The organism is Pseudomonas sp. R76, from assembly GCF_009834565.1.
Classification (GTDB): Bacteria; Pseudomonadota; Gammaproteobacteria; order Pseudomonadales; family Pseudomonadaceae; genus Aquipseudomonas.
In genome coordinates, this window is sequence record NZ_CP019428.1 from 4,046,765 (window position 1) to 4,072,184 (window position 25,420).

General features: G+C 61.9%; 21 protein-coding genes, 2 pseudogenes and 1 riboswitch. Of the genes and pseudogenes, 12 read left to right on the forward strand and 11 right to left on the reverse strand.

All coding sequences use genetic code 11. The features are described from left to right. Window positions 1-7: 7 nt before the first annotated feature. Both PspR76_RS18070 and PspR76_RS18075 read right to left on the reverse strand, forming a co-directional pair. A complete protein-coding gene (locus PspR76_RS18070; RefSeq protein ID WP_159957424.1) occupies window positions 8-1,543 on the reverse strand; it encodes a class I adenylate-forming enzyme family protein in 1,536 nt (511 codons plus the stop codon). 3 nt (window positions 1,544-1,546) lie between these two features. After that, entirely contained in the window at window positions 1,547-2,725 is a 1,179-nt protein-coding gene (locus PspR76_RS18075) for an acetyl-CoA acetyltransferase (RefSeq protein WP_159957426.1), read from the reverse strand. 131 nt (window positions 2,726-2,856) lie between these two features. On the opposite strand from PspR76_RS18075, the gene PspR76_RS18080 reads away from it, so the two are divergent. Further along, window positions 2,857-3,444 carry a LuxR C-terminal-related transcriptional regulator gene (locus tag PspR76_RS18080; protein ID WP_159957428.1) on the forward strand — a complete coding sequence of 196 codons (588 nt, stop codon included), beginning with the start codon at window positions 2,857-2,859 and terminating at the stop codon, window positions 3,442-3,444. A 52-nt stretch (window positions 3,445-3,496) separates the two neighbouring features. Continuing rightward, window positions 3,497-3,664, forward strand: a riboswitch (yybP-ykoY riboswitch). Window positions 3,665-3,676: 12 nt separating this feature from the next. Next, window positions 3,677-4,240: a manganese efflux pump MntP gene (gene mntP, locus PspR76_RS18085; RefSeq protein WP_159957430.1), complete on the forward strand. Its 564-nt coding sequence runs from the start codon at window positions 3,677-3,679 to the stop codon at window positions 4,238-4,240. Window positions 4,241-4,364: 124 nt separating this feature from the next. On the opposite strand, the pseudogene PspR76_RS18090 reads toward mntP, so the two are convergent. After that, a pseudogene (locus PspR76_RS18090) lies at window positions 4,365-5,432 on the reverse strand (NAD(P)-dependent alcohol dehydrogenase). A gap of 148 nt (window positions 5,433-5,580) precedes the next feature. On the opposite strand from PspR76_RS18090, the gene PspR76_RS18095 reads away from it, so the two are divergent. Both PspR76_RS18095 and PspR76_RS18100 read left to right on the forward strand, forming a co-directional pair. Next, entirely contained in the window at window positions 5,581-6,399 is an 819-nt protein-coding gene (locus PspR76_RS18095; RefSeq protein ID WP_159957432.1) for an alpha/beta fold hydrolase, read from the forward strand. Window positions 6,400-6,724: 325 nt separating this feature from the next. Next, the gene (locus tag PspR76_RS18100; RefSeq protein ID WP_159957434.1) at window positions 6,725-7,723 is read left to right on the forward strand and encodes an NAD(P)H-quinone oxidoreductase; all 999 of its coding nucleotides are present in this window, start codon (window positions 6,725-6,727) and stop codon (window positions 7,721-7,723) included. 165 nt (window positions 7,724-7,888) lie between these two features. Here the strand turns inward: PspR76_RS18100 and PspR76_RS18105 are convergent, their stop codons facing one another. The 3 genes from PspR76_RS18105 to PspR76_RS18115 form a co-directional block, all read right to left on the reverse strand. Further along, window positions 7,889-9,010, reverse strand: a complete 1,122-nt coding sequence (locus PspR76_RS18105) for an alkene reductase (protein ID WP_159957436.1) — start codon at window positions 9,008-9,010, stop codon at window positions 7,889-7,891. Between the two features lie 79 nt (window positions 9,011-9,089). Then, on the reverse strand, window positions 9,090-9,767 hold the full coding sequence (locus tag PspR76_RS18110; protein WP_159957438.1) for a type 1 glutamine amidotransferase domain-containing protein: 678 nt from the start codon (window positions 9,765-9,767) through the stop codon (window positions 9,090-9,092). After that, complete coding sequence (locus PspR76_RS18115; RefSeq protein WP_159957440.1) at window positions 9,764-10,393, reverse strand: TetR/AcrR family transcriptional regulator; 630 nt, start codon at window positions 10,391-10,393, stop codon at window positions 9,764-9,766. The genes PspR76_RS18110 and PspR76_RS18115 overlap by 4 nt, the downstream gene beginning before the upstream one ends. 173 nt (window positions 10,394-10,566) lie before the next feature. Between PspR76_RS18115 and PspR76_RS18120 the strand changes: the two genes are divergently transcribed. Next, window positions 10,567-11,508: a GlxA family transcriptional regulator gene (locus PspR76_RS18120; protein WP_159957442.1), complete on the forward strand. Its 942-nt coding sequence runs from the start codon at window positions 10,567-10,569 to the stop codon at window positions 11,506-11,508. Here the strand turns inward: PspR76_RS18120 and PspR76_RS18125 are convergent. Further along, window positions 11,505-11,771, reverse strand: coding sequence for a hypothetical protein (locus PspR76_RS18125; protein ID WP_159957444.1), 267 nt, complete (start codon window positions 11,769-11,771; stop codon window positions 11,505-11,507). The genes PspR76_RS18120 and PspR76_RS18125 overlap by 4 nt on opposite strands. Window positions 11,772-11,851: 80 nt before the next feature. After that, window positions 11,852-12,428: pseudogene (locus tag PspR76_RS18130) on the reverse strand (GNAT family N-acetyltransferase). 120 nt (window positions 12,429-12,548) lie between these two features. Here PspR76_RS18130 and PspR76_RS18135 point away from each other — a divergent pair. Beyond that, window positions 12,549-13,421, forward strand: coding sequence for an undecaprenyl-diphosphate phosphatase (locus PspR76_RS18135; protein WP_159957448.1), 873 nt, complete (start codon window positions 12,549-12,551; stop codon window positions 13,419-13,421). Window positions 13,422-13,445: 24 nt separating this feature from the next. Here PspR76_RS18135 and rtcA read toward each other — a convergent pair whose 3' ends face one another. The 3 genes from rtcA to PspR76_RS18150 are packed head-to-tail and all read right to left on the reverse strand — an operon-like array spanning window position 13,446 to window position 16,508. After that, on the reverse strand, window positions 13,446-14,471 hold the full coding sequence (gene rtcA, locus PspR76_RS18140; RefSeq protein ID WP_159957450.1) for an RNA 3'-terminal phosphate cyclase: 1,026 nt from the start codon (window positions 14,469-14,471) through the stop codon (window positions 13,446-13,448). 8 nt (window positions 14,472-14,479) lie between these two features. Continuing rightward, window positions 14,480-15,268: a nucleotidyltransferase domain-containing protein gene (locus PspR76_RS18145; protein ID WP_159957452.1), complete on the reverse strand. Its 789-nt coding sequence runs from the start codon at window positions 15,266-15,268 to the stop codon at window positions 14,480-14,482. A gap of 13 nt (window positions 15,269-15,281) precedes the next feature. Continuing rightward, a complete protein-coding gene (locus PspR76_RS18150) occupies window positions 15,282-16,508 on the reverse strand; it encodes an RtcB family protein (RefSeq protein ID WP_159957454.1) in 1,227 nt (408 codons plus the stop codon). Window positions 16,509-16,722: 214 nt separating this feature from the next. Here PspR76_RS18150 and rtcR point away from each other — a divergent pair, with 214 nt between their 5' ends. The 6 genes from rtcR (at window position 16,723) to PspR76_RS18180 (ending at window position 25,340) form a co-directional block, all read left to right on the forward strand. Next, window positions 16,723-18,321 carry an RNA repair transcriptional activator RtcR gene (rtcR, locus tag PspR76_RS18155; RefSeq protein WP_159957456.1) on the forward strand — a complete coding sequence of 533 codons (1,599 nt, stop codon included), beginning with the start codon at window positions 16,723-16,725 and terminating at the stop codon, window positions 18,319-18,321. Between the two features lie 1,082 nt (window positions 18,322-19,403). Beyond that, the gene (locus tag PspR76_RS18160) at window positions 19,404-19,685 is read left to right on the forward strand and encodes a peptidylprolyl isomerase (RefSeq protein WP_003174386.1); all 282 of its coding nucleotides are present in this window, start codon (window positions 19,404-19,406) and stop codon (window positions 19,683-19,685) included. A 127-nt stretch (window positions 19,686-19,812) separates the two neighbouring features. Then, window positions 19,813-21,675 (forward strand): extracellular solute-binding protein, encoded by a 1,863-nt coding sequence (locus tag PspR76_RS18165; RefSeq protein ID WP_159957458.1) that lies wholly within the window; start codon window positions 19,813-19,815, stop codon window positions 21,673-21,675. Beyond that, window positions 21,675-22,736: a microcin C ABC transporter permease YejB gene (locus PspR76_RS18170; protein WP_159957460.1), complete on the forward strand. Its 1,062-nt coding sequence runs from the start codon at window positions 21,675-21,677 to the stop codon at window positions 22,734-22,736. The genes PspR76_RS18165 and PspR76_RS18170 overlap by 1 nt, the downstream gene beginning before the upstream one ends. Further along, on the forward strand, window positions 22,736-23,758 hold the full coding sequence (locus tag PspR76_RS18175; protein WP_162530294.1) for an ABC transporter permease: 1,023 nt from the start codon (window positions 22,736-22,738) through the stop codon (window positions 23,756-23,758). The genes PspR76_RS18170 and PspR76_RS18175 overlap by 1 nt, the downstream gene beginning before the upstream one ends. A 10-nt stretch (window positions 23,759-23,768) precedes the next feature. Further along, window positions 23,769-25,340 (forward strand): ABC transporter ATP-binding protein, encoded by a 1,572-nt coding sequence (locus PspR76_RS18180; protein WP_159957462.1) that lies wholly within the window; start codon window positions 23,769-23,771, stop codon window positions 25,338-25,340. Window positions 25,341-25,420 lie beyond the last annotated feature (80 nt).

The window sequence follows — 25,420 nt, forward strand, 5'->3', positions numbered from 1 at the left end:
AACGGGTCTAGGGAAGCGCGGCGATACTCGCTGCTTTCAGCCACTGCCGCAAGTCAGTCTTGAGGATTTTGCCGTAACTGTTCTTCGGCAGCTCGCCTGGAAACAGGTACTTTTTCGGTTTTTTGAACGAGGCCATGCGCTGCACAAACCACGCCGTCAGCTCGGCTTCATCGAGGGGCTGGCCGCTGCGCGTCACCACAAACGCCACCACTGATTCGCCCCATTGCGCATCCGGCTCGCCCACCACACACACCTCGAACACTTCAGGATGCTGCGCCAGGACTTCCTCGACTTCACGCGGGTACACGTTGCTGCCACCGGTGATGATCACGTCCTTGGAGCGGTCTGTCAGCGTCAGGTAGCCGGCCGGGTCGAGAAAACCGATGTCGCCGGTCAGCAACCAGCCCTCCACCAACGTCTGGCGCGTGGCCTCGGGGTTGCGCCAATAGCCTTGCATCACCGTGGCGCCGCGCACGGCAATTTCGCCGCGCTCACCGGTGGGCACCGGTTGGTGCCGGGCGTCGAGAATGCGGATTTCCACACAGGCTTGCGCGTGCCCGACCGAGGCGGCCAGGGTGGCCCAGTCGGCGCGTTGGCGGTCGGCGATCAGCGCGCGAGGCAATACGCTGATGGTCATCGGGCTTTCGCCCTGGCCGTAGATCTGCACCAGCCGCGGGCCGAAGGTGTCGACGGCCTCACACAAATCGGCCAGGTACATTGGGCCACCGCCGTAGACGATGGTCTTGATGCCTTCGCCTGCATAGCCCTGAACGCGCGCCTGTTCAACCATGCGCTTGACCATGGTCGGCGCAGCAAACAGCGAAACATTGCCCAATTCGGCGGCCAGGCCGAACAGCTCGGCGGCGTCAAAACCCTGGGACGCCGGCACCACATGGCGTGCGCCGCAGCGTACATGAATGAAGTTGTAGAGCCCGGCGCCATGGGACATGGGCGCGGCGTACAGCACCGCGTCATCGCGGCTGACCGAATCGACGTCGGTGGTGTAACACAGCGACATCGCGACCAAATTGCCGTGGGACAGCATCACGCCTTTGGAGCGCCCGGTGGTGCCGGAGGTGTAGAACAGCCACGCGAGGTCCTGGTCCTGGCGCGGCACCGGCTGCTCCAGGGTCGGCCAGCCACGGGTTGGCGGCCGTGTGTGGCCGTCCAGTTCCTTGCAGCGTTGCGGCAAGTCCCGCGATGCCGAAAACACCCGGCCGCCATCGGTAAAGATCAAACGCGCCTCGGCATTATTCGCGATCCACGCGGCTTCGGCCGGGTGCAATTTGGCGTTGATCGGCACCACTACGCCGCCCATCCACCAGATGGCGTAGAGCAACTCGAGGTAATCACAGCTGTTCTTCATCAGCACGGCGACCGCATCACCCGCCACCAGCCCATGCTGGTCGACCAGGTGCGCGGCGCGTTGGCGAACATGCGCGGCAAAGGTGGCGTAATCGGCCACCTGCCGCGTGCCTTCGAACAACGCCGGGCGTTGCGGGTGGCGACGCTGGGTGTCGTGCAACCAGTTGGCAATGTTCATGGTTCAGTACCGGCGCGCGTGCAGGACCGAGGCGTAGTTGGCGACGGCCATGCCGCCCATGTTGAACACCAGGCCGAACTCCGGGTTGGGCGCCGCCAGGCCGATGGGTTCGCCGGTCAACTGCCGGAACGCCAGGGCATGCATCGACACACCGGTGGCGCCTACCGGATGCCCCTTGGCCTTGAGCCCGCCGGACAAGTTCACCGGCAAGCGCCCGCCTGCGCGCACCACGCCGCTGTCGAGCACGCGGTGGCCCTCGCCTTTGGGTGCAAGGCCCATGGCTTCGTAGATCAGCAGCTCGGCGATGGTGAAGCAGTCGTGCACCTCGGCGAAACTCAGGTCGGCCAGGGTGATATTCGCCCCGCGCAGGGCGGCGTGGATCGCCCGTTGCGGGCCTTCAAAAGCGAGGATGTCGCGCTGGGCAATCGGCAGGAAGTCGTTGACCTGGGTCATCGCGCGAATCTGCACATCACGGCGAAACGCCCGCGCACGCTTGGGCGAAGCCAGGATGATCGCGGCGGCGCCGTCGCTGATCAGCGAGCAGTCGGTCAGGCGCAGGGATTCGGCCACAAACGGGTTGCTCTTGGACACATTGTTGCAGTGCTCGAAATCCATCACCCGGTGCATCTGCGCCAACGGGTTGGCCATGGCATTGGAGTGGTTCTTGGTGGCGATGGCCGCCATTGAGCCCAGCGGGCAGTGGTAGCGCTCGGTGTATTGGCGCGCCGCGCGGCCGAACAACTGCGGGAAACTCAAGCCGGCTTCGGCCGGGTCATTCTGATAACCGGCGCCGGCCAACGCCTGGGTAACCTCGGCGGTAGACGTGTGGGTCATTTTCTCGGCGCCCACCACCAGCACCAGCTCGGCGCTGCCGGACAGGATCGCATTGACCCCGGCCTGAATCGCCGCCGAGCCGGACGCGCAGGCGTTTTCACAGCGCGTGGCCGGCTTGAAGCGCAGGCCGGGGTCGGCCTGCAGCAGCAATGACGCCGCAAACCCGTCGGGCACCAGCCCCGCGTTGAAATGGCCGAGGAACAACGCATCGATTTCTGACGCATCAATGGCCGCGTCCGTCAGGGCTTCGCGGGTGACCTGCACGATCAGGTCCTCAAGGGTGGTGCCTTCCAGGCGACCAAAACGCGAATGACCGGCGGCAACAATGGAGACGCAATCAGCTGGCATAATCAATTTTCTTCTGTTTTTGATGCGGACATTTACCTACAATGACGCACCGCTGGGCGCTCGCCAATTCGTGTAACTACTTACACGGATAAGTAGCCCCACGTGAGAAAAGCAACGAGGCAGGATGCCCAATGAACGCGTTTACACAGCCATTCCCCGACATCGAACGCCTGGCGTTCCAGCTCTCCCCCGCCCCGCAACTGGTCACGCGCAACCGCGTGATGGTCGATTGCAATGAGGCCTTCCTGCAGTTGTTCGGCTATTCGCGCGACGAATTGGTCAACCAGCTGACCCTGCTGATCTATCCGTCCCAGGCCGACTATCACGCCATCGGCAAGCGTAGCCACGACTGGCTGCTGGAGAGCGAAAACGGCTTCTATTCCGACGAACGCTTCATGCAGCACAAAAACGGCGAAGTGTTCTGGGCCAAGTCCCACGGCTACACCCTCACGCCTAAAGACCCGTTCAAGCTGATGATCTGGCACTTCGAGCGCCTGGACCGCACCCACCAAGGCACCGGCGACCTGACGCCACGGGAGCGCGAGGTGGCGATGCACATCGTCAACGGCCTCAAGTCCAAGGAAATCGCGCAACGCCTGGGCATCTCGCACCGCACGGTGGAAGTGCACAGGGCACGACTGATGAAGAAACTTGAGGTCAAAAACATTGTGGAGCTGGTGTCGAAGATGATTTTCGTCGGCGGACGCGCCTGGTTGTAGCTCAACTTTTAACGGGCGTTGACGGAATTTTCATATTCGGCTGTCTATCCTGCGCACCTTCGTTGGGGAGTAACCGGCTTCTGACCCGCTCAGAAGCGTTCGTATCAACATATTCGGCAACCTGCCGTGGTACGAACACCGTTGAGGTTGGTGAGACCAGCGACACATCCATGCCTAAAGTCGGGCGTGTGGTTGTGTCGTTGACTCATACAGCCCGACTGGAAGCCTTACCGTGAACCCCATTTCCCTTATCTTTCTCGCCCTTGCCATGTCCACGGACGCCTTTGCGGCGGCCATCGGCAAAGGCTCCAGCCTGCACAAACCACGCCTGACCGAAGCCCTGCGCGCAGGCCTGATCTTTGGCGTGATCGAAGCCATTACGCCGATGATCGGCTGGGCCATCGGCCATGCGGCCACCCGCTGGGTGGAGGATTGGGATCACTGGATCGCCTTTACCCTGCTGGTCGCGCTGGGTTTGCACATGATCTACAACGGGTTGAAGGCCGACGATGACGAGGTTGAAAAACCGACGCAGCATTCGTTCATGATCCTGGCGGTCACCGCCTTTGCCACCAGCATCGATGCGTTGGCAGTCGGCGTGGGCCTGGCGTTTGTGGATGTGAACATCCTGATCGCCTCGGCGGCGATTGGCCTGGCGACCATGACCATGGTGACCATCGGCATGATGCTCGGTCGCGTATTGGGGACGGTGGTGGGCAAACGCGCCGAGATGGTCGGCGGCGTGGTGTTGATGCTGGTGGGTGCGACGATTCTTTACGAGCACTTGTCGGCTTAACGGCCCGCACTGAACAAATGTGGGAGCGGGCTTGCCCGCGAAGGCGGAGTGTCATTCAACAGACTCATTGACTGATCCACCGCTTTCGCGGGCAAGCCCGCTCCCACATTAGGTCTGCGGCGTTTTAAGCCGCGTGGCTTTCCTTCTTCAAACTTTCCATATCAATCACGAAGCGATACTTCACGTCGCCCTTGAGCATCCGCTCATACGCCTCGTTGATGCCCTGGATATCGATCATCTCAATGTCCGAGACAATCTTGTGCTTGGCGCAGAAGTCCAGCATCTCTTGGGTTTCCTGGATACCGCCGATCAACGAACCGGCGAGGCTGCGGCGTTTGAAGATCAGGTTGAACACCGTCGGCGACGGGTGCGGGCTGTCGGGGGCGCCGACCAGGGTCATGGTGCCGTCGCGCTTGAGCAGGTTGAGGAAGGCATCCAAGTCGTGCGGCGCGGCCACCGTGTTGAGGATGAAGTCCAGGCTGTTAGCGACTTTGGCCATTTCGTCCGGGTTCTTCGACACCACCACTTGGTCGGCGCCCAGGCGCAGGCCGTCTTCGCGTTTGTTCGGCGAGGTGGTGAACAGCGTCACATGCGCGCCCATCGCATGGGCGATCTTCACCGCCATATGCCCGAGCCCGCCAAGGCCAACCACGCCAACCTTTTTACCCGGGCCGACCTTCTAGTGGTGCAGCGGCGAATAGGTGGTAATCCCGGCGCACAGCAGCGGCGCCACGGCCGCCAGGTTCGCATCATCGTGGGAGATGCGCAGCACGAACTTCTCCTTGACCACGATGTTGTCCGAATAGCCGCCAAAGGTATTTTCGCCACCGAACACCGGGCCGTTATAGGTGCCGGTAAAGCCGTTCTCGCAGTATTGCTCCTCGCCCTCGGCGCAGGAGGCGCAGTGCTGGCAGCTGTCGACCATACAGCCGACGCCAGCCAGGTCACCCACTTTGAATTTACTCACATTGGCACCGACCGCCGTGACACGGCCGACGATTTCATGGCCCGGCACCGACGGGTACAAGGTGTTGTGCCACTCGTTACGCACGGTGTGCAGGTCGGAGTGGCACACGCCGCAATACAGAATGTCGATCTGCACGTCGTCCGCCCCCGGCGCACGGCGCTCGAAGGTGTAAGGCTTGAGCGCATCCTTGGAATCCCGAGCGGCGTAGCTGTAAGTCTTGGCCATTTGGTTCACCTGTTGAACTGACGGTAGAGGTCAGTGGACCAATATAGACACTGAACCGTTCAACCGAGCACATCCGTACAAGCCCTTCGTCGGGTTTGACGCAATAGTGAGGCTGAGCCTTTTGCCCCCTGAACCCAAGGAGTTTTCGATGAGCACATTTGTTGCCAAAGACGGTACCCAGATCTACTTCAAGGACTGGGGCAGCGGCAAGCCCGTGCTGTTCAGCCATGGCTGGCCGCTGGATGCCGACATGTGGGAATACCAGATGGAGTACCTGAGCAGCCGTGGCTTTCGCACCATCGCCTTCGACCGCCGTGGTTTCGGCCGCTCAGACCAGCCGTGGACCGGTAACGACTACGACACCTTCGCCGATGACATCGCCCAACTGATCGAACACCTGGACCTCAAGGACGTGACCCTGGTGGGCTTCTCCATGGGCGGCGGCGACGTGGCGCGCTACATCGCCCGCCATGGCACGTCGCGCGTGGCCGGCCTGGTGCTGCTGGGCGCGGTTACGCCGATCTTCGGCCAGAAACCCGACTACCCGCAGGGCGTGCCGGCCGCCACATTCGACGGCATCAAGGCCGGGCTGCTGAAGGACCGCGCGCAATTTATCAGCGACTTCAACACGCCGTTCTATGGCATCAATAAAGGCCAGAAAGTCTCGGAAGGCGTGCTGACCCAAACCCTGCAAATCGCCCTGCTCGCCTCTCTCAAGTCGACCGTGGACTGTGTCACCGTGTTCTCCGAGACCGACTTCCGCCCGGACATGGCCAAGATCGACGTGCCGACCCTGGTGATTCACGGTGACGGCGACCAGATCGTGCCATTCGAGACCACCGGCAAAGTCGCGGCCGAGATGATCAAGGGCGCGCAACTGAAGGTCTACAAGGATGCACCGCACGGTTTTGCGGCCACCCATGCCCAGCAGCTGAACGAAGATTTGCTGGCGTTCCTGAACCGCTGAAACGACTGAGTCACCCGCTCCTTGTTTGGCCGGGCTTGCCCTTTAAGCAAACGCAATGCTTAAAACAGCGAAGATCAAATGTGGGAGCGGGCTTGCCCGCGAAGACGGCGGCGCAGCAACCATTGATATTGACTGACCCACCGCTGTCGCGGGCAAGTCGAATCGTCGCACCGCCGCTCCCACAGGGGGTTTGCGCTTAACTGAACGGCATTGGAGCTTGCCCGGCTTTTTTTCGTCCACTGCCAACCCTCGGTATGATGCCGCTGAACCGGCGACTGCCCGACGCGGTCCCAACTCATACGCTCATCGCTGCAGGTAAACGCAAATGTCGCTCCCAAAAGAAATGACCCTGATCGAAATCACCGCTCCCGGCGGCCCTGAAGCGCTGCAACCGCGCCGGGCTGACGTGCCGGTGGCGGGGCCGGGTGAAATCCTGATTCGCGTACACGCCGCCGGGGTCAACCGCCCGGATGCGTTGCAACGCGCCGGCAAGTACCCGATGAAACCGGGCATGAGCCCCATTCCCGGTTTGGAAGTGGCCGGTGAAGTGGTCGCATTGGGCGAAGGTGTCAGCGAGTACGCCATTGGCGATAAGGTCTGCGCCCTGACCAACGGCGGCGGTTATGCGCAGTTCTGCGCGGTGCCGGCCAGCCAGGCGTTACCCATTCCGGAAGGCATGGACTGGATTCAAGCCGCTGCCGTGCCGGAAACCTTCTTCACCGTCTGGGCCAACCTGTTCGGCCTGGGCGACGCCCACACCGGCCAGCGCGTGCTGATCCACGGCGGCACCAGCGGCATCGGCACCACCGCACTGATGCTGTGCCGCGAGTACGGAATCCAGGCGTTCGCCACCGCCGGCAGCGCCGACAAATGTGCGGCGATTGCCAAGCTCGGCGCCGAGCCGATCAACTACCGCGAGCAGGATTTTGCCGAGGTCATCGCGCAAAAAACCGACGGCAACGGCGTGGATGTGATCCTCGATATCATGGGTGCCTCCTACCTCAACAACAACCTCAAGGCCCTGGCCATGGACGGGCACCTGGTGATGCTCGGATTCCTCGGCGGCGGCAAGGCCAATGACGTCGACCTGCTGACCATCCTCGGCAAACGCGCGGTCATCACCGGCTCGCTGCTGCGCGCCCGCACCAAGGACGAAAAGGCCGCCATCGCCGAACAACTGCGCGAGTATGTGTGGCCGGTGCTGTCAGCCGGGCGCTGCCTGCCGATGATCGACAAAGTGTATGAATACACCGACGCCGCCCAGGCCCATGCGCGGATGGAAGACGGCGACCATATCGGCAAGATTGTGTTGCGGGTGGAATAACGCTTATCAGCCCCGCTGAAGATCAACTGTGGGAGCTGTCGAGCCCCAGCGAGGCTGCGATGGCGGCGGCTCGGTCAACACTGTTGTTGCCTGACCCACCGCCATCGCGGCCTCGCTGAAGCTCGGCGGCTCCCACAAGGGGATCTGCGCAGTGGCCTGGAGCACTTATCCGGCGTACACCGGGTAATCGGTATAGCCCTGCTCCGAACCGCCGTACATGCCTTCAGCCCGCAGCGGGTTCAGCGGCCAGACGTTGAACAGGCGCTGCGGCAAGTCCGGGTTGGCAATGAACGGGCGACCGAAGGCAATCAAGTCCGCCAGCCCCGCCTCCAGCAGTTTTTCACCGCGCTCAGCGGTGTAGCGGCCGGCGTAGATGATCAGCCCGCTGAAGGTGCTGCGCACGGCCTGGCGGAAGGTCTCGGGCAAGTCCGGGGCGTTGTCCCAATCGGCTTCGGCGATGGACACATAGGCAATCCCCGACGCCTCAAGCACCTTGATCGCTTCAATGTAAGTGTGATGCGGGTCTTCCTCCACCAGGCCGATGTACACGCGGTCCTGGTCGGTGCCGCTGAACAACGGTGAAAAACGCACACCGAGGCGTTCCGGCCCGACCACGGCGGTCACGGCTTCGACGATCTCGCGCAGGAAACGCAGGCGGTTGTGCAGCGAGCCGCCGTACTCGTCATCACGCTGGTTGGCGTGGGCCGAAATGAACTGGTTGACCAGGTAACCATTTGCCGCGTGGATTTCCACCCCGTCAAAACCGGCGTCCAACGCATTGCGCGCCGCCTGGGCGTAATGCCCGACCAATTCCTCGATCTCAAGTACGCTCAAGGCACGCGGCACGGGCGGCTGCTTCAGCTCGCCGATGCCAGGCCCGGTTTCGATAAAGGCTTTGGCTTGCTCAGCGGCAATTGCAGACGGTGCGACCGGCGCGGCACCCTCTGGCTGCAACGCGTTATGGGACACGCGGCCGACATGCCACAGTTGCGCAAAAATTACCCCGCCTTCGGCATGCACCGCTTCGGTGACGGTGCGCCAGCCGTCGATCTGCGCCGGTGTGTAGATGCCCGGCGTCCAGGCGTAACCCTGGCCGCGCGGCTCGATTTGCGTGCCTTCGCTGACCATGAAGCCGGCGCTCGCGCGTTGGCGGTAATACTCGGCCATCAGGCCGGTGGCGGTATCGCCAGGTTGCGCGCTGCGCTGACGCGTCAGAGGCGGCAATACAACGCGGTTGTTCAAGGTGTGATGCCCCAGTTTTACTGGGGTATTCAAACGACTGCTCATGTGCAAATTTCCGAATTCAGGACGAGCCAAAGCGTTGGCGGCTCTTGAGAGCCGCCAATTCATACAGCGATTAGTTAATTCAAGCGGTGAGTTTGAGCAGTGCTTTTGCCACATCGCTGGAGCTGGCCGGGTTCTGGCCGGTCACCAGCAAGCCATCTTCAAGCACAAAGGACTGCCAATCAGCGCCCTTCTCATAGTGGCCGCCGAGTGCCTTGAAATCATCTTCGATCAGGAACGGCACCACGTCGGTGAGGCCCACTGCGGCTTCTTCGGAGTTGGAGAAACCGGTGACGCGACGGCCCTTGACCAGCGGCTCGCCATTCACGGCCTTGACGTGACGCAGCGCGCCCGGTGCATGGCAGACAAAACCAATGGGCTTGCCGGCGCGCTCGAACGACTCGATCAACGCGATGGACACTGGTGATTCCGCCAGGTCCCACAGTGGCCCGTGACCACCTGGGTAGAACACCGTGTCGAAGTCGTCGGCGTTGACCGTGTCCAGCTTGACGGTGTTGGCCAGCGCCTGCTGCGCCGCAGGGTCAGTGGCGAAACGCCGGGTTTGCTCGGTCTGCGCGTCAGGCTGGTCGCTGACCGGGTCCAGCGGTGGTTGGCCGCCGGCCGGGGATGCCAGCACCAGCTCGGCACCCGCATCTTTGAAGGTGTAATAGGGCGCAGCAAACTCTTCGAGCCAGAAGCCGGTTTTACGACCGGTAGTGCCCAGCTGGTCGTGAGAGGTCAGTACCATTAATACTTTCATTTTCCAGTGCCTCGATCGATGTGAATGTCAGTAGGTTCAGGGCAACCCAACAGCTGTCGGGTCAGCAGCAGCGCCTCGTCAAAAGGCGCGGATGTTCGGGTGATCTTGCTCATGACGCTGGTCCCCAACCACAACGCATACAGGCGTTGGGCCAGGCTTTCGGGAGTTTGTTGTACCGCCAGCGAGCCGTCTGCGACGCCGTGCTGCAACGCCTCGACCAGCAAGGCGATGGTGCGTGCAGTGCCGCGTTGCAGAGCCAGACGCATCGGCTCTGAAAGGTCTGACACCTCGGCGCCGAGTTTGACGGCAAGGCATTTACCCGCATCGGTGCAGCCGGTCTGGTTGTCGACCCAGGTGTGCCAATAACGCATCAACTTGGCGGCCCCGGACAGTTCGGATTGCTGGAACAGCTGCTCCACGCCCTGCACGTAGTGGTCAAAATAGGTGTCGAGCAGAACAACGCCAAAGGCATCTTTGGAGCTGAAGTAGTGATAGAACGAACCTTTAGGCACATCGGCGGCTTGAAGTATTTCGTTCAACCCCACCGCAGAAAATCCTTTGCGGCTCACAATCAATTGCGCCGTATCCAGAATGGTCTGCCGTGCACTTTTAGTGGCGTTAGTCATGGTTCATCCCGTCCGATTAGACCAGTCGTCTAGTTCGTTGAGGGGATGTTAGGCGTCGCGAAAAACTTCAACAATGTCATATCCGCAAGGATTTCGGACATGCGCCAAAGGCGGTTGCCGTTTGCCCGGTACACGCCGACAATCCCCTCTCCCGCGCCCCTTGGAGAATGACGATGCACAGCGTTGCGCTGATGGTTTACCCGAACTTCCAGTCCCTGAGCCTTAGCCTCGGCTCGGTGTTCGAGTGCGCGAACCTGCTGCGCGGCGAACCGGCCTATGAGTTTCACCTGGTCTCGGAAAGTGGCGGCGCGGTGATGACCTCCCAGGGCTTTTCGGTGAATACCACGCCGATTCGCGCGCAAGGCTATGACACCCTGATCGTCAGCGGTTACCTGGAATTTCGCTTGCCCGAGGCCAATTTGCTCGAACTGGTCAAGGCGGCCTCCGCGCAGTCGCGACGGGTCGCCTCGTTGTGCATGGGCATTTTCGTATTGGCCGAAGCCGGTTTGCTCGAAGGCAAGCGCACCACCACCCACTGGATTCACGCGCCGGCGTTTCGCAAGCGCTACCCGGCTATTCACCTGGAAGAAGACAAACTGTTTGTGGTCGACGGCCAGGTCTGGACCGGCGCCGGCATGAGCGCCGGTGTGGACATGGCCCTGGCCATGGTCGAGGCTGACTTGGGCAGCGACCTCGCCCGGCGCATTGCGCGCAAGTTGGTGATTGCCCAACGTCGCGGCAGCGAACAATCGCAATTGTCGGCATTGCTGGAACTGGACCCCAAGTCCGACCGCGTGCAACTGGCGCTGGCCTACGCCCGCGAGAACCTGACCCACGACCTGTCGGTGGAAGCCCTGGCCGACGTGGCGCGGCTGAGCCCACGTCAATTCAGCCGGGTGTTTCGTGAAGAAACCGGGCAAACACCGGCCAAGGCCATCGAGTCGCTGCGGGTAGAAGCGGCCCGGGCGATGATGGAAACCAGCCGTCACCCGGTCGAAGTGGTGGCCCGCGAAACCGGCTTCGGTGATCGCGAGCGCATGCGTCAGGCGTTTCTGCGCGCGTTCGGGCAGCCGCCGCAGGCGATGCAGCAGGTGCTGTTCAACGCGGGAGCCTAGCGGCAGTGATAAGGGCTTTCGCTCTTGAGTTCTTCACCCGTGTCCAGGTCACGGATGGTCACCGTGCCCTTCGGGTTGTTCATGCAGAACGCATTGCGCACCGAGTAGATGCCGTGGCCTTGGGTGGTGAACACCATCTTGGCCGGCGTGCCGTTGGCGTCAACGGCGGTGACCTTGTAGTTACCCGACATCGTCAGGCAGCCGCCCAAGGTCAGGAAGACGCCAGCGCAAACAACGCGTTTGAATGAAGTGAAGGTGTTCATTTCGCATCCTTGTGAAATTCAGGGCCAAACCGGCCGACGCGTCCAGGAGCCGCCGTGCCCGGTTAAGTTCAACGTTGTGTTTAATGCAGCGCCGCCCGCGTGATCAAGTAGCTCACCAACTGCGGATCATCCTCCAGCTCAATCATCTGCGCCGGGCGCGGCAGGTCATCCAGCACCGCACGCCAGAACGCCTGGGACACTTCGTCCTGGTCATAGAAACGCACCAGCCAATTCGCCTCGCCGCTGCTCAACACCTGGGTGGCGATGGCGCGGCCGATGCCTTTGCGGCGGTAGCGCTTGAGGATGAACAGGTCGGCCAGCTCCAGCGCATCCATGCCCGGCAGTTCACTGCCTTCGATCAGCAGGAAGCCGGCGATATAGCCATCTACCAGCAGCAGATTTGCGCTCCATTGCGGGTCTTGCCAGTAGCGGGTCAGGTGTTCGTCATGGATGTAGAAACGGCCATCCGCTTCGACATCTTCCTGTTCCCAATCCGAGGACTCGTAGGCGTAGTACTGGTAAAGATTACGGATCAGCTCAGACGCATCGGGGCCGGTCTGGATCAATTCGACGGTGGTTTCAGGCATTGGGCTCTCAGTGAAAATTACGCAAGGCCTCATTGTTCACAAAACCCGTACACACGCCAATACATTGCACAACCTTTCTGTTTGCTGAATCGATTGCGGATTTTTTTGGCTACGCCCAAAATCCTGAAACATTTAGAATAAACTTCGCTGAATAGTTCTTTTCTCACGCCCTTTTTCAAGGACACGCACTTTGACCAACGTCTGTTCCGCCGGCCTGGATGTGGGCTTTGCCTCCCTGGATTACCTGCAGATTTTCATCCTGGGTGTGATCCAGGGCATTACCGAACTGCTGCCGGTGTCGTCCACGGCGCACATGCGCGTGGTGCCCGCCCTGCTCGGCTGGCAAGACCCCGGCTCGGCGTTTTCGGCGGCGATGCAGTTGGCGGCGCTGGCGGCGGTGGTCAGTTATTTCTGGCGTGATGTGCGCCAATTCACCACCGGAAGCATCGGCGCAGTGCGCCGGGGCGACTACAACGACCCATGGTTCAAGCTGGCCGTGGCGATTGTGTTGGCAACCCTCCCGATTGGGATTGCCGGCCTGGCGCTGTCTTCGACCTTGAACACCTGCAACTCGCCATTGCGCGGGCTGATGGTGATCGGCATTTCCTGCGTGGTCATGGCGGTGTTGCTGGCTGGCGCCGAGCTGCGCGCGCGCCACACCCGCGACATGAGCCAGATGCGCCTGCGCGATGCGCTGATCGTCGGCATCGCGCAGATTGGCGCGCTGATTCCCGGCGTGTCGCGTTCCGGCTCCACGCTGACCGCCGCGCTGTTTCTGAACTTCAAGCGTGAAGAAGCCGCGCGCTTTTCCTTTCTGCTGGGCCTGCCCGCCATCGCCCTCGCCGGCTTGAAAGAGCTGTGGGTGCTGCTGCACGCCGACATGCCCGCCCATGCCTGGTCGCACTTGATCTTCGGCCTGGTGGTCGCCAGCGTCTCGGCGTTCTTCGCCATCTGGGGCCTGATGCGCTTCCTCGAGCGGTTCTCCACCTGGCCGTTCGTGATCTACCGCGCGCTGTTGGGCGTGTTCCTGATCGTGGCGGTCAGCACCGGGTTGCTGAGCTAACCCTTCGGCTCGCTGGTTAGCCGATCATGCGGGTCGGCACTCGACCAGCAACCCGCCCTCCTCGCGCACATGGCTTTCGATCACCACCGGCAGGAAGCGCTGGATCACGGTCATATTGCTGTGCAAATGCTCGTTCATGTGCGGCGTGGTAAAGCGCCCGCCGCTGGCCAACGCCATCGGCAACAGCAGTTGATCCGCCAGGTGCTCGCCCACCGCCGTGTCGGTGCCCTGCCACTCCATGGCCGGGTCGATGGCCGCGTCAGCCACAGTCTCGGCCCGCACCGTGGCCATGCCAAACGCGCTGAACACTTCAGTGACATGCGCGTGGACGTACTCCAGCATCAACACATCGCCCGGCCCTTGCTGCGGGTCAATCTCGACCGGGAAGCACTGCGCCTCGGTGAAGCCCAGGCGCTGGCGAACACGCTTGAATTCCCGCGCGCTGACCTGGGCGGGCAGCCCGGCATTCAGCGTGGTAGCGCGCTTTTCCAGCAGCTTGCCGCGCTGCATCAGCTGCAACGGCAGCAGCTGCGATGGCTGGATAAATACCTCTATCTCACCCCCGCCCGCCGGGACGAAACCGTGGCGGTTCAGGTTCAATTCGACACACGCGCCCATGCGTCGCAACAACGGCAGCCAGGCACGCTGCAAAAAGTCCACCGGCGGCGCGAGCGGGTTGTGGGTGCCGCCGCTGATCGTCACGTGGCTGGCGGTTGGCGCGCGCAACAGCGCCGGTAACAGCGTTTGCAACACCAGCGTGCAGCTGCCGGCTGTGCCGATGGCAAAGCGGTACTCGCCGCCTTGAATCGGCCCGGGCTCGAACAGCAGGCTTTGCGACCCCAGCTCAGCGCCTTGCACCTTGGCGCCACAGACTTCGGCGGCCGCCAGCACGGCGGTCAGGTGCTGGCGCATCAAGCCGGGCCGGCTGCGTTTGGCGCGGATGTTTTTGATCTGCAAGGTCTGCCCGGTCACCATCGACAGGCTCAAGCCACTGCGCAACACCTGACCGCCGCCGATGGCGCCGTCGAGTTCAATCACGTCCTGTTTCATGTTCATCCTTATGCGTAGCGTTTGACGGTGTCCCGCAGGTAGTGGTCCAGCCGTTGTGAGTCTGCTTGCGTGCGTGGCAAAACCGGCGCCTGGCGTTCCAGTTCGCGCAGGATAAATTCATGCAACGCCGGGCGCCGTGGGCCGTAGGCGGCTTCACCGGCATTGCGTTTGAGCGCGAGCAGCGTTGCTACTTCATCCAGCAGTTGCGGGTCATCCACCGTGCCCAGCAGCTCGGCAAACGTCATCGGTGGCCGCCCCAGGCCCAGGTCGATCCAACGCACTGCCAGTAATGGCCGCAGCACATAGAAGTACTTCTTGAACCGCACCTCGTCGCCTTGCAGGTAACCGCGAAAATTCTTCTTGGCCATCGACAGGTAATGATTACGCGCCGCTGGCGGGCTGTAGAACGCCTCGGCCAAGGCACGCAGTTGCGCCGTCGTTTCAGTCTCCTGGCGATACACCAGCGGCGAGTCCAGCCACTCCAGCAAGGTGGGATTGGACTTGCGCAGCAGGCCGAGGGTCTTGCGCAGCTCCCAGCCACTCACGTCCAGTTCGTCATCCAGCGGGCGTTCGATCACGTCGCGGGGCGCATCCACCTGCACAAACCAATCCGGTTTCTCGACGTAGACAAAGCGCACGTCATAGTCGCTGTCGGTGGAGGCAAAACCCCAGGCGCGGCTGCCGGACTCGCAGGCATACAGCACGGTCACATTGCGCTCGCGCTCTATGCGCGCCAACTCATCCAGCACCCGCGCGCGCATGGCGTCGCTCAATGGGTGTCGTTGTTGCTTTTCCATCACGTCTCCCCTCTTAACCTTTTACGCACACCACCTGACGCAGGGTGTGCAGCACTTCCACCAACTCGCGCTGGGCGTGCATGACCTTGTCGATGTCCTTGTAGGCCATCGGAATTTCATCAATCACATCGGCATCCTTGCGGCATTCGACGTGGGCCGTCGCGCGGATCTGATCGGCGACGGTGAAGGTGTTCTTCGCCTTGGTGCGGCTCATGGTGCGGCCGGCGCCGTGGCTGCACGAGCAGAACGATTCTTCGTTGCCCAGGCCGCGCACGATGAAGCTTTTCGCGCCCATGGAGCCCGGAATAATCCCCAGCTCGCCCTTCTTCGCCGACACCGCGCCCTTGCGCGTCACCAGCACCTCTTGACCAAAGTGCCGCTCTTTTTGCACGTAGTTGTGGTGACAGTTCACTGCCTCCAGCGCCACTTCAAACGGCTTGCTGATGACCTGGCGTGTGGCCTGGACCACCGCGCGCATCATCAACTCGCGGTTCTGCCGGGCAAAATCCTGGGCCCAGCCCACCGCTTCCACGTAGTCATCGAAGTGCTGGCTGCCTTCTTCGAAATAGGCCAGGTCACGGTCCGGCAAGTTGGCCAGGTGCTGGCGCATGTCCGCCTGCGCCAGCTGGATAAACAGGTTGCCGATGGCGTTGCCGACGCCGCGCGAACCGCTGTGCAACATGAACCAGACACGGTTGGCTTCATCCAGGCACACCTCGACAAAGTGGTTACCCGTGCCGAGCGTACCCAAATGCTTGCGGTTGTTGCTGTGCTCAAGCTTCGGGTATTTGTCGGTGATCGCCTTGAAGCGCGGGTGCAGCGCCGCCCATACCTGATCAGCCTGGGCCGGTACATTTTCCCAGGTACCTTTATCGCGACCCGCACGGCTGCGAGTGCGGCCATGGGGCACCGCGGCTTCGATGGCGCAGCGCAACCCGTGAAGGTTGTCCGGCAAATCGCTGGCGGTCAGCGTGGTGCGCGCGGCGATCATGCCGCAGCCGATATCCACGCCTACGGCCGCCGGAATAATCGCGCCCACCGTGGGGATCACGCTGCCGATGGTCGAGCCTTTGCCAAGGTGCACGTCCGGCATCACCGCGAGGTGCTTGAAGATAAACGGCATCTTCGCGGTGTTCATCAGTTGCTGGCGGGCTTCAGGCTCAACCGGCACGCCCTCGGTCCAGAGTTTGATCGGCTTGCCGTTGGCCACTTCCAGCAGTTGGTAGGTCTTCTCTTGCATGGTCTTGATTCTTTCTTGGTAGGCCGTCACTGCGGCGTTGACAGGGCTATAGCAGCGGGCGTGCCAGCTTTTTCAAAAGCCTCACAAAAAAACTATAACTCATTGTTTAATCTATGTTTTTTATAGATATTCAGATTTAAATCTCGAAAACCGATGACAAGCGCACTCGCCCATTCATATCCTTGTATATCGTTACTTATCTTTTGGTCTAGCCATGAAACACAAGTGCACCGTCGCCATCGGGTTTATCGGTTCCAAACTGGATCGCGTCGGCAAGGGCGCCAACCGCTGGAACCACTGGCGCCCCAGCGTCGGCCTGTGCCAGCAAGCAGACGTGCAGATTGACCGCCTGGAGCTGATCCACGACGTCGACGCCCGCGACGTCAGCCTCGCTGAACGGGTGCGCGCCGACATCCTGCAGATCTCACCGCACACCGAAGTGCGCCTGCACGCAATGGCGCTGCACAACCCATGGGACTTCGAAGAGGTCTACGCCGCGCTGCACGATTTCACCACCGACTATGCCTTCAATACCGAGCACGAGGACTACCTCGTGCACATCACCACCGGCACCCACGTGGCGCAGATTTGCTGGTTCCTGCTGACCGAGGCCCGCAACCTGCCGGCGCGCCTGATCCAGACCGCCCCGGCACGGCGCGGCAATGACGCCGCGCGTGCCACCGGCACCCACACACTGATCGACCTCGACCTGTCGCGCTACGATCGCATCGCTTCGCGCTTTGCCCACAAACGCCTGGAAGGCCTGGCGTTTCTCAAGTCGGGGATCGCCACGCGCAATGCCGCCTTCAACAGCTCCATCGAACAGATCGAACGCGTGGCCGTGCGCTCCAAGGCGCCAATGCTGTTGATCGGCCCCACCGGCGCCGGCAAGTCATTCCTCGCCCGGCGCATCTACGAACTCAAGCGCAGCCGCCACCAGGTGCAAGGGCGATTTGTCGAAGTGAACTGCGCCACCCTGCGCGGCGACGGCGCGATGTCGGCGCTGTTCGGGCACATCAAGGGCGCCTTCACCGGCGCGCAAAACGCCCGCGACGGCCTGCTGCGCGCGGCGGATGGCGGCATGCTGTTTCTTGATGAAATCGGTGAGCTGGGGTTGGACGAGCAAGCCATGCTGCTCAAGGCCATCGAAGAAAAACGCTTCTACCCACTGGGCGCCGACCAGGAAGTGGCCAGCGACTTCCTGATCATCGCCGGCACCCACCGCGACCTGCGTGGGCGCGTGGCCCAGGGGCTGTTTCGTGAAGACCTGTATGCACGTATCAACCTGTGGACCTTTGACCTGCCCGGCCTGGCGGGCCGCCGTGAGGACATCGAACCCAACCTCGATTTCGAACTGGAGCGCCACGCCCGCGAACAAGGCCGCCGCGTGCGCTTCAACCTGGAGGCACGGCGCCGCTACCTGGCGTTCGCCTGTTCGAGTGAGGCCGCCTGGCTGGGTAATTTTCGTGAGTTGTCTGCTTCGATCACACGCATGGCGACGCTGGCCGACAGCGGGCGTATTGATGAGGCCCAGGCTGAACAGGAAATTCAACGCTTGCGCTACGCCTGGGGTTTGTCTGCGCCGCAGGCTGAATGGCAAGCCTTGGTGCCTGCGGACCTGGACCTGTTTGACCAGCTGCAACTGAAAGCGGTGATCGAGGTGTGCTTGCAGGCCGATAGCCTGTCGGATGCGGGTCGCCGGTTGTTCGGGGTTTCGCGCCAGGCCAAGGCGCAACCGAATGATGCGGATCGTCTGCGCAAGTATTTGGGGCGGTTTTCGATTGACTGGAAGCAGGTGGTGGCGCTGAAGTAACGCTGGGTGTTTTTTTTGGGGGGCATAGCCGTTATTTGGGTGATGGCGGGTATTGGTTCCGCCCTTACGGCGGGTCACTTTGGAAAAGCCGGAATGCCGGCCCAGCCCAAAGTAACCAAAGGGCTCTTGCCCCACCACTCGGCACCTCGCCTAGGCTCGGTGTGCCCTCACTCCGGCTTTGGAGCGGGGGCCGCCGCGATGGGCCATCCTTGGCCCAGCGCGGCTAAACCGGCGTCCTGCCGGTTTACCCCCGCTCCAAAGCCTGCGTTCGGCCAGCGTGGTTTAACGGGGCGCCTAAGATCAAAATCAAAAGCAGATCAAGATCAAAAGCAGAGCACGGCGGCCTAGTAGCCGACCTGAGTGGTTGGATCAAAAGCACAGCAGAGGCGGCCTGACAGCCGACCTGATCTTGGAAGCTGAACTCAATCAAATGTGGGAGCTGGCTTGCCTGCGATCGCAGGCAAGCCAGCTCCCACAGAAAAGCAGAGCACAGAAGACTGGCGGCCGAACTCGGTTTAATTGTGGGAGCGGGCTTGCTCGCGAAGGCGGTGGGTCAGTGACAGATGAATTGACTGACAAACCGCATTCGCGAGCAAGCCCGCTCCCACATTTTGAATCTCAGTACATCAGGTAGTTATGCTTTTGCTGTGCTTTTGCTTCTACCACTCAGGTCGGCTACTAGGCCGCCGTGCTGTAGATCTTGATCTTGATCTTGATCTGGGATCGCCCCATCAACCACGCTGGCCGAACGCAGGCTTGAAGCCGTGGGTAACCCGGCAGGACGCCGGGTTAGCCGCACTGGGCCATGGATGGCCCATTGCGGCGGCCCACGGATTCAAGCCTTCGTTCGGGCACACCGAGCCTAGGCGAGGTGCCGAGTGGTGGGGCGAGGACTTTTTGGTTACTTTTTGCTGGGCCGGCATTCCGGTCCCTCAAAAAGTGACCCGCTGTAAGAGCGGAACCATAAGCCGCCGTTACCGCAGCAACGGATATGCCCCCAACCAAAACCCAACGGAACTTTGCCAACAAATAACCGCCTGAATCCGGTAGGCTCACCCTTTTTATTCAAGGAGTTATTCCCCATGGCCAAAGCCACCGCCCGTCACATCCTCGTTTCCACTGAAGACAAGTGCAACGAACTCAAAGCCCAGATCGAAGGCGGCGCCGATTTCGCAGAAGTCGCCAAAGCCAACTCCAGCTGCCCTTCCAGCCGTCAAGGCGGCGACCTCGGTTCGTTCGGCCCAGGCCAGATGGTTAAAGAATTCGACACCGTCGTCTTCAGCGCCCCGGTCAACACCGTACAAGGCCCGGTGAAAACCCAGTTCGGCTACCACCTGCTGGAAGTCACCAGCCGCCAGGACTGATCCAGTCTGTGCTGATGCTATAAACAACGGCCCGCCTCTTGGCGGGCCGTTGTGCATGTGATGACTAGCGACGCTCAAGCCGTTAACGTACAAATCCCTGATCTTCACCCGGCGCTCAAGGCTGACAATGCGATTGGCTTTTTCCACAACATTCCTAAGCTCCGCCCTGGCCCTGCTGCTGGCCAGCACCGCCGTGAGCGCGGCCCCGCAGACCTACCTCACGGTCTACGGCGAACCGGCCAAATACCCCGCCGGCTTCACCCATTTCGACTACGCCAACCCCAACGCCCCCAAAGGCGGCAGCCTGCGCCGCTCGGCCATCGAGATCGGGCGTTTCGACCATGTGCTGCCCTATATCGACAAAGGCATCGGCGTCTCCCAGGTCGACGGCTGGCTCTACGCCCCGCTGGCCCAGCGTTCCCTGGATGAGCCCTATACCGTCTACGGCCTGGTCGCGGAAAAAATGGAACGCGCCGACGACGGCCTGTCGCTGCGCTTCTACCTGAACCCCAAGGCGCGCTTCGCCGACGGCACGCCAATCACCGCCGAAGACGTGCGCTACAGCTTCGACCTGCTGATGACCCAAGGCAGCCTGCGCTTTCGCACCCTGTTCGCCGACGTCAAGCACGTCGAAGTCGAAGGCGAGCGCCAGGTGCGCTTCGATTTCTCCAGCAATGAAAACCGTACCCTGCCCCTGGATATCGCCACCCTGCCGGTGTTCCCCGAGCACTGGTGGAAAACCCGCGACTTCGCCAACGGCGGCGGCTACGAAGCCCCGCTGGGCAGCGGCCCGTACACGATCAGCAAGATCGACTCCGGCAGCACCATCACCTTTACCCGCGACCCCGACTGGTGGGGCAAGGACTTGCCCGTCAGCCGTGGCCTGTACAACTTCAATCACCTGAGCCTTGAGTACTTCGGCGACACCGAAGTGGCCCGCCAGGTGCTGCGCGGCGGCGCCTATGACTTCAACCGCGAGTTCTCCGCCACCGGCTATTCCATCGGCTACAACGGCCCGGCCCTCGACGATGGCCGCCTGCAACGTGCACACCTGGCCAAAGAGATGCCGCAACCGGCCCAGGGCTATGTGTTCAACGTGCAAAAGCCGATGTTCAAGGACCGCCGTGTGCGCCAGGCCCTGGCGATGCTGTGGGACTTCGAGTGGGCCAACCGGCAGATGATGCGCAATCTGTACATCCGCCAGCAGAGCTACTTCTCCAACAGCCCGCTGGCGGCGAGCCAGTTGCCGACGAAAGAGGAACTGGCGATTCTGGAGCCTCTGCGCGGGCAAGTCCCCGACGAAGTCTTCACCCAGGTGTTCAAGGCCCCGGTCACCGACGGCAGCGGCATGATCCGCGACAAGCAGTTGCAAGCCCTGGCCCTGCTGGAAGAAGCCGGCTGGAAACCGGAGGGCGACAAGCTGGTGAATGCCCAGGGCGAACCGCTGGAGTTCACCTTCCTCAACGCCCAGGCGGGCCTGGAGCGGCTGTTACTGCCGTACAAGCGCAACCTGGCGCAAATCGGCATCACCTTGAATATCCGCCGCATCGACTCCTCCCAGTACGTCAACCGCCTGATGACCCGTGACTACGACATGATCGTCACCGGCTTCCCGGTCACCACCTCGCCAGGCATGGAGCTGTACAACTATTTCGGCTCCGCCGCCGCGTTCGACTCGGGCGCCAACAACTACATGGTGCTGCAGGACCCGGCCGTCGATACGCTGATCAAGGGCCTGGTCAAGGCCGACACCCAGGCGCAGATGCTCACCTACGCCCACGCCCTGGACCGCGTGCTGCAATGGAATTACCTGTGGATTCCCAACTACTACCCGCCCGGCACCTCCGCCGCGTGGTGGAACCGCTTCGGCCGCCCGGCCATTGAGGCCAAGAACGACGAAGCGCTGGAAACCTGGTGGGAAATCAGCCCTACGCCCCTGACCAATGAGCAAATGAACGCCGAGTTGAAAAAACGCGGAGGTACGCGCTGATGTTTGCCTATATCGTGCGGCGCCTGCTGCTGATCATCCCGACGCTGGTGATCATCCTGCTGGTCAATTTCGTCATCGTCCAGGCCGCGCCTGGCGGCCCGGTGGAGCAAGCCATTGCCCACCTGCAAGGCATCGGCGGCGGTGGCGTCGGCGGTTCATCCGGCGAAGGCATCAGCAGCGGCTCGCGGGCCAGCCGTGGCCTGGACCCGAAGCTGATCAAAGACATCGAAAAACAATACGGCTTCGACAAGCCCGCCCCGGAACGCCTGTGGCTGATGCTCAAGAGCTATGCGCAACTGGATTTCGGCAACAGCTTCTTCCGCGGCAAAAGCGTGATCGACCTGATCCTGGAAAAGATGCCGGTGACCATTTCCCTCGGTTTATGGGCCACCTTGATTACCTACCTGGTGTCGATCCCGCTGGGCATTCGCAAGGCGGTGCGCCACGGCAGCAGCTTCGATGTGTGGAGCAGCACCGCCATCGTCATCGGCTACGCAATGCCGGCGTTCCTGTTTGCGATGTTCCTGATTGTGGTATTCGCCGGTGGCACCTCGCTGAACTGGTTCCCGGTGCGCGGGCTGGTCTCGGAGAACTTCGACGAGCTGAGCACCGTGGGCAAGGTTGCCGATTACTTCTGGCACCTGGTGCTGCCGGTTACGGCGTTGGTGATCGGCGGGTTCGCCACGCTGACCATCCTCACCAAAAACTCGTTCTTGAATGAAATCACTCGCCAATACGTGGTCACCGCCCGCGCCAAGGGCTTGAGCGAACGCCGCGTGCTTTACGGCCATGTGTTCCGCAACGCGATGCTGCTGGTGATCTCGGGGATTCCCCAGGCCTTTATCAGCGTGTTTTTCGCCGGTTCCCTGCTGATCGAAGTGATCTTCTCCCTCGATGGCCTGGGCCGCATGAGCTATGAAGCCGCCGTGTCCCGCGACTATCCGGTGGTGTTCGGCTCGCTCTTTATCTTCACCTTGTTCGGCCTCTTGATAAAACTCATCGGCGACCTTTGCTACACCCTGGTGGACCCGCGTATCGACTTCGCCGCGAGGAACGCCTGATGCTTAACTTGTCTCCGGTGGCACGTCGGCGTTTCGAGCGCTTCAAGAAAAACCGTCGCGGCTGGTGGTCGCTGTGGTTGTTTATCGGCCTGTTTATCCTGACCCTTGGCGGCGAGTTGATCGCCAATGACAAGCCCTTGGTGCTCAGCTTCAAGAACGAGCTGTATTTCCCGGTGTTCAAGCGTTACACCGAGCAGCAGTTCGGCGGGCAGCTGCCGTTCCAGGCCGACTACCGCAGTGACTACGTGCAAAAGCTGATCAAGCAGGACGGCGGCTGGATGCTGTTCCCGCCGATTCCGTTCAGCGATGACACGCCCAATTACGAACTGACCCGCCCTGCCCCCATCCCGCCCTCGGCGGTGAACTGGCTGGGCACCGACGACCAGTCACGGGATGTACTGGCGCGGGTGATCTTTGGCGCGCGGGTGTCGATCCTGTTCGCCCTGGCCCTCACCGCGATCAGCGCCGCCATCGGCATTGCCGCCGGCGCCTTGCAGGGTTACTACGGCGGCTGGGTGGATTTGCTCGGCCAGCGCATTCTGGAAGTGTGGTCCGGGTTGCCGGTGCTGTACCTGCTGATCATCTTGTCGGGCTTTGTCGAGCCGAACTTCTGGTGGCTGCTGGGGATCATGGCGCTGTTTTCCTGGCTGGCGCTGGTGGACGTGGTGCGCGCCGAGTTCCTGCGCGGGCGCAACCTGGAATACGTCAAGGCCGCGCGTGCCCTGGGCCTGGGCGACGGCAAGATCATTCGCCGGCATATCCTGCCGAATGCCATGACCGCCACATTGAGTTACCTGCCGTTTATTTTGACCGGGGCGATTTCCACCTTGAGCGCCCTGGATTTCCTCGGCTTCGGCATGCCCGCCGGCAGCGCGTCGCTGGGCGAACTGATCGCCCAGGGCAAGCAGAACCTGCAAGCGCCATGGCTCGGCCTGACGGCGTTTTTCACCCTGGCGCTGATCCTGTCGCTGCTGGTCTTTATCGGCGAGGCATTACGTGATGCCTTCGACCCACGTTCATGAGTGACTGCAGATGAACCTGATCGAAATCCGCGACCTCAGTGTCGCCTTCAGCGGCCAGACCGTGGTGCGCAACCTGAGCCTGGACGTGCGCCCCGGCGAATGCCTGGCGCTGGTCGGCGAGTCGGGCTCGGGCAAGTCGGTGACGGCCCATTCGATTCTGCAACTGCTGCCCGAAGCCGGCACGCAAACCACGGGCTCGGTGAAGTACCGCGGCCAGGAGTTGATCGGCGCGTCTGCCGCCACGTTGCAGAAGCTACGTGGCAACCGCATTGCGATGATCTTCCAGGAGCCGATGACCTCGCTCAACCCGCTGCACAGCATCGAAAAGCAGATCGGCGAAACCCTGCTGTTGCACAAGGGCCTGGGCGGCAAAGCGGCGCAGGCGCGCATCCTCGAATTGCTCGAAATGGTGGGCATTCAGAAACCCCAGGAGCGGCTCAAGGCCTATCCGCACCAACTCTCCGGCGGCCAGCGCCAACGGGTGATGATCGCCATGGCCCTGGCCTGTGAGCCGGAACTGTTGATCGCCGATGAGCCGACTACCGCGCTGGACGTGACCGTGCAGCGCAAGATCCTGTTGCTGCTCAAATCCTTGCAACAACGCCTGGGCATGTCGCTGCTGCTGATCAGCCACGACCTCAACCTGGTGCGCAGCATCGCCCAGCGCGTGTGCGTGATGCGTGCCGGGGAAATTGTCGAGCAGGCCGACTGCCAGACGCTGTTCAACGCACCGCAACACCCTTACAGCCGCCTGCTGTTGGACGCCGAACCCGCCGGTGATGTGCTGTGCAGCGATGAGCGCGAGACGGTATTGCAGGTGGACGACCTGACTGTGCAATTCCCCCTCAGTGGCGGCCTGTTCCGGCGTAAAACCTACTTGCGCGCCGTCGACGGCATCAGCCTCAGCGTGCAGCGCGGCAAGACCTTGGGGATTGTCGGCGAGTCCGGCTCGGGCAAGTCGACCCTGGGCCAGGCGATCCTGCGCCTGCTCGACTCCACCGGCAGCATTCGCTTTCAGGGCGAAGCCCTCGACCCGCTCAACAACCAGCAAATGCGCCCATGGCGCAAGCAGATGCAGGTGGTGTTCCAGGACCCTTATGGCAGCCTCAGCCCGCGCATGTCGGTCGAACAGATCATCAGCGAAGGCCTGGAAGTGCACGCGCCGTGCAGCCTGGCTGACCGCGACGCGCAAGTGATCCAGGTGCTCAAGGACGTGGGCCTCGACCCCGACAGCCGCCACCGTTACCCCCATGAGTTTTCCGGTGGGCAACGCCAACGCATCGCCATCGCCCGCGCCCTGGTGCTCAAGCCGGCGCTGATGCTGCTGGATGAACCGACCTCGGCCCTGGATCGCACGGTGCAGAAACAAGTGGTGGCGCTGTTGCGTGAGTTGCAGGAAAAGTACGGCCTGACCTACCTGTTTATCAGCCATGACCTGGCCGTGGTGCGGGCCATGGCCCACGACATGATAGTGATCAAGGACGGCAAGGTGGTGGAACGCGGCGCGAGCCATGAGGTGTTTGAAGCGCCGCAGCACGCGTACACCAAAGAGCTGCTAGCAGCGGCGCACCTCCCTTTGTAGGCGCCGAGATTGTTCCCACGCTCTGCGCGGTAACACCGCCTGGGACGCTCCGCGTCCCGCACGCCAAGTGACGCAGAGCG

Bases quoted from the DNA above. Each gene is read 5' to 3' on its own strand.
- PspR76_RS18070 (WP_159957424.1), bottom strand. From the start codon at position 1,543: ATGAACATTGCCAACTGGTTGCACGACACCCAGCGTCGCCACCCGCAA.
- PspR76_RS18075 (WP_159957426.1), bottom strand. From the start codon at position 2,725: ATGCCAGCTGATTGCGTCTCCATTGTTGCCGCCGGTCATTCGCGTTTT.
- PspR76_RS18080 (WP_159957428.1), top strand. From the start codon at position 2,857: ATGAACGCGTTTACACAGCCATTCCCCGACATCGAACGCCTGGCGTTC.
- PspR76_RS18095 (WP_159957432.1), top strand. From the start codon at position 5,581: ATGAGCACATTTGTTGCCAAAGACGGTACCCAGATCTACTTCAAGGAC.
- PspR76_RS18100 (WP_159957434.1), top strand. From the start codon at position 6,725: ATGTCGCTCCCAAAAGAAATGACCCTGATCGAAATCACCGCTCCCGGC.
- PspR76_RS18105 (WP_159957436.1), bottom strand. From the start codon at position 9,010: ATGAGCAGTCGTTTGAATACCCCAGTAAAACTGGGGCATCACACCTTG.
- PspR76_RS18110 (WP_159957438.1), bottom strand. From the start codon at position 9,767: ATGAAAGTATTAATGGTACTGACCTCTCACGACCAGCTGGGCACTACC.
- PspR76_RS18115 (WP_159957440.1), bottom strand. From the start codon at position 10,393: ATGACTAACGCCACTAAAAGTGCACGGCAGACCATTCTGGATACGGCG.
- PspR76_RS18120 (WP_159957442.1), top strand. From the start codon at position 10,567: ATGCACAGCGTTGCGCTGATGGTTTACCCGAACTTCCAGTCCCTGAGC.
- PspR76_RS18125 (WP_159957444.1), bottom strand. From the start codon at position 11,771: ATGAACACCTTCACTTCATTCAAACGCGTTGTTTGCGCTGGCGTCTTC.
- rtcA (WP_159957450.1), bottom strand. From the start codon at position 14,471: ATGAAACAGGACGTGATTGAACTCGACGGCGCCATCGGCGGCGGTCAG.
- PspR76_RS18145 (WP_159957452.1), bottom strand. From the start codon at position 15,268: ATGGAAAAGCAACAACGACACCCATTGAGCGACGCCATGCGCGCGCGG.
- PspR76_RS18150 (WP_159957454.1), bottom strand. From the start codon at position 16,508: ATGCAAGAGAAGACCTACCAACTGCTGGAAGTGGCCAACGGCAAGCCG.
- rtcR (WP_159957456.1), top strand. From the start codon at position 16,723: ATGAAACACAAGTGCACCGTCGCCATCGGGTTTATCGGTTCCAAACTG.
- PspR76_RS18160 (WP_003174386.1), top strand. From the start codon at position 19,404: ATGGCCAAAGCCACCGCCCGTCACATCCTCGTTTCCACTGAAGACAAG.
- PspR76_RS18165 (WP_159957458.1), top strand. From the start codon at position 19,813: ATGCGATTGGCTTTTTCCACAACATTCCTAAGCTCCGCCCTGGCCCTG.
- PspR76_RS18170 (WP_159957460.1), top strand. From the start codon at position 21,675: ATGTTTGCCTATATCGTGCGGCGCCTGCTGCTGATCATCCCGACGCTG.
- PspR76_RS18175 (WP_162530294.1), top strand. From the start codon at position 22,736: ATGCTTAACTTGTCTCCGGTGGCACGTCGGCGTTTCGAGCGCTTCAAG.
- PspR76_RS18180 (WP_159957462.1), top strand. From the start codon at position 23,769: ATGAACCTGATCGAAATCCGCGACCTCAGTGTCGCCTTCAGCGGCCAG.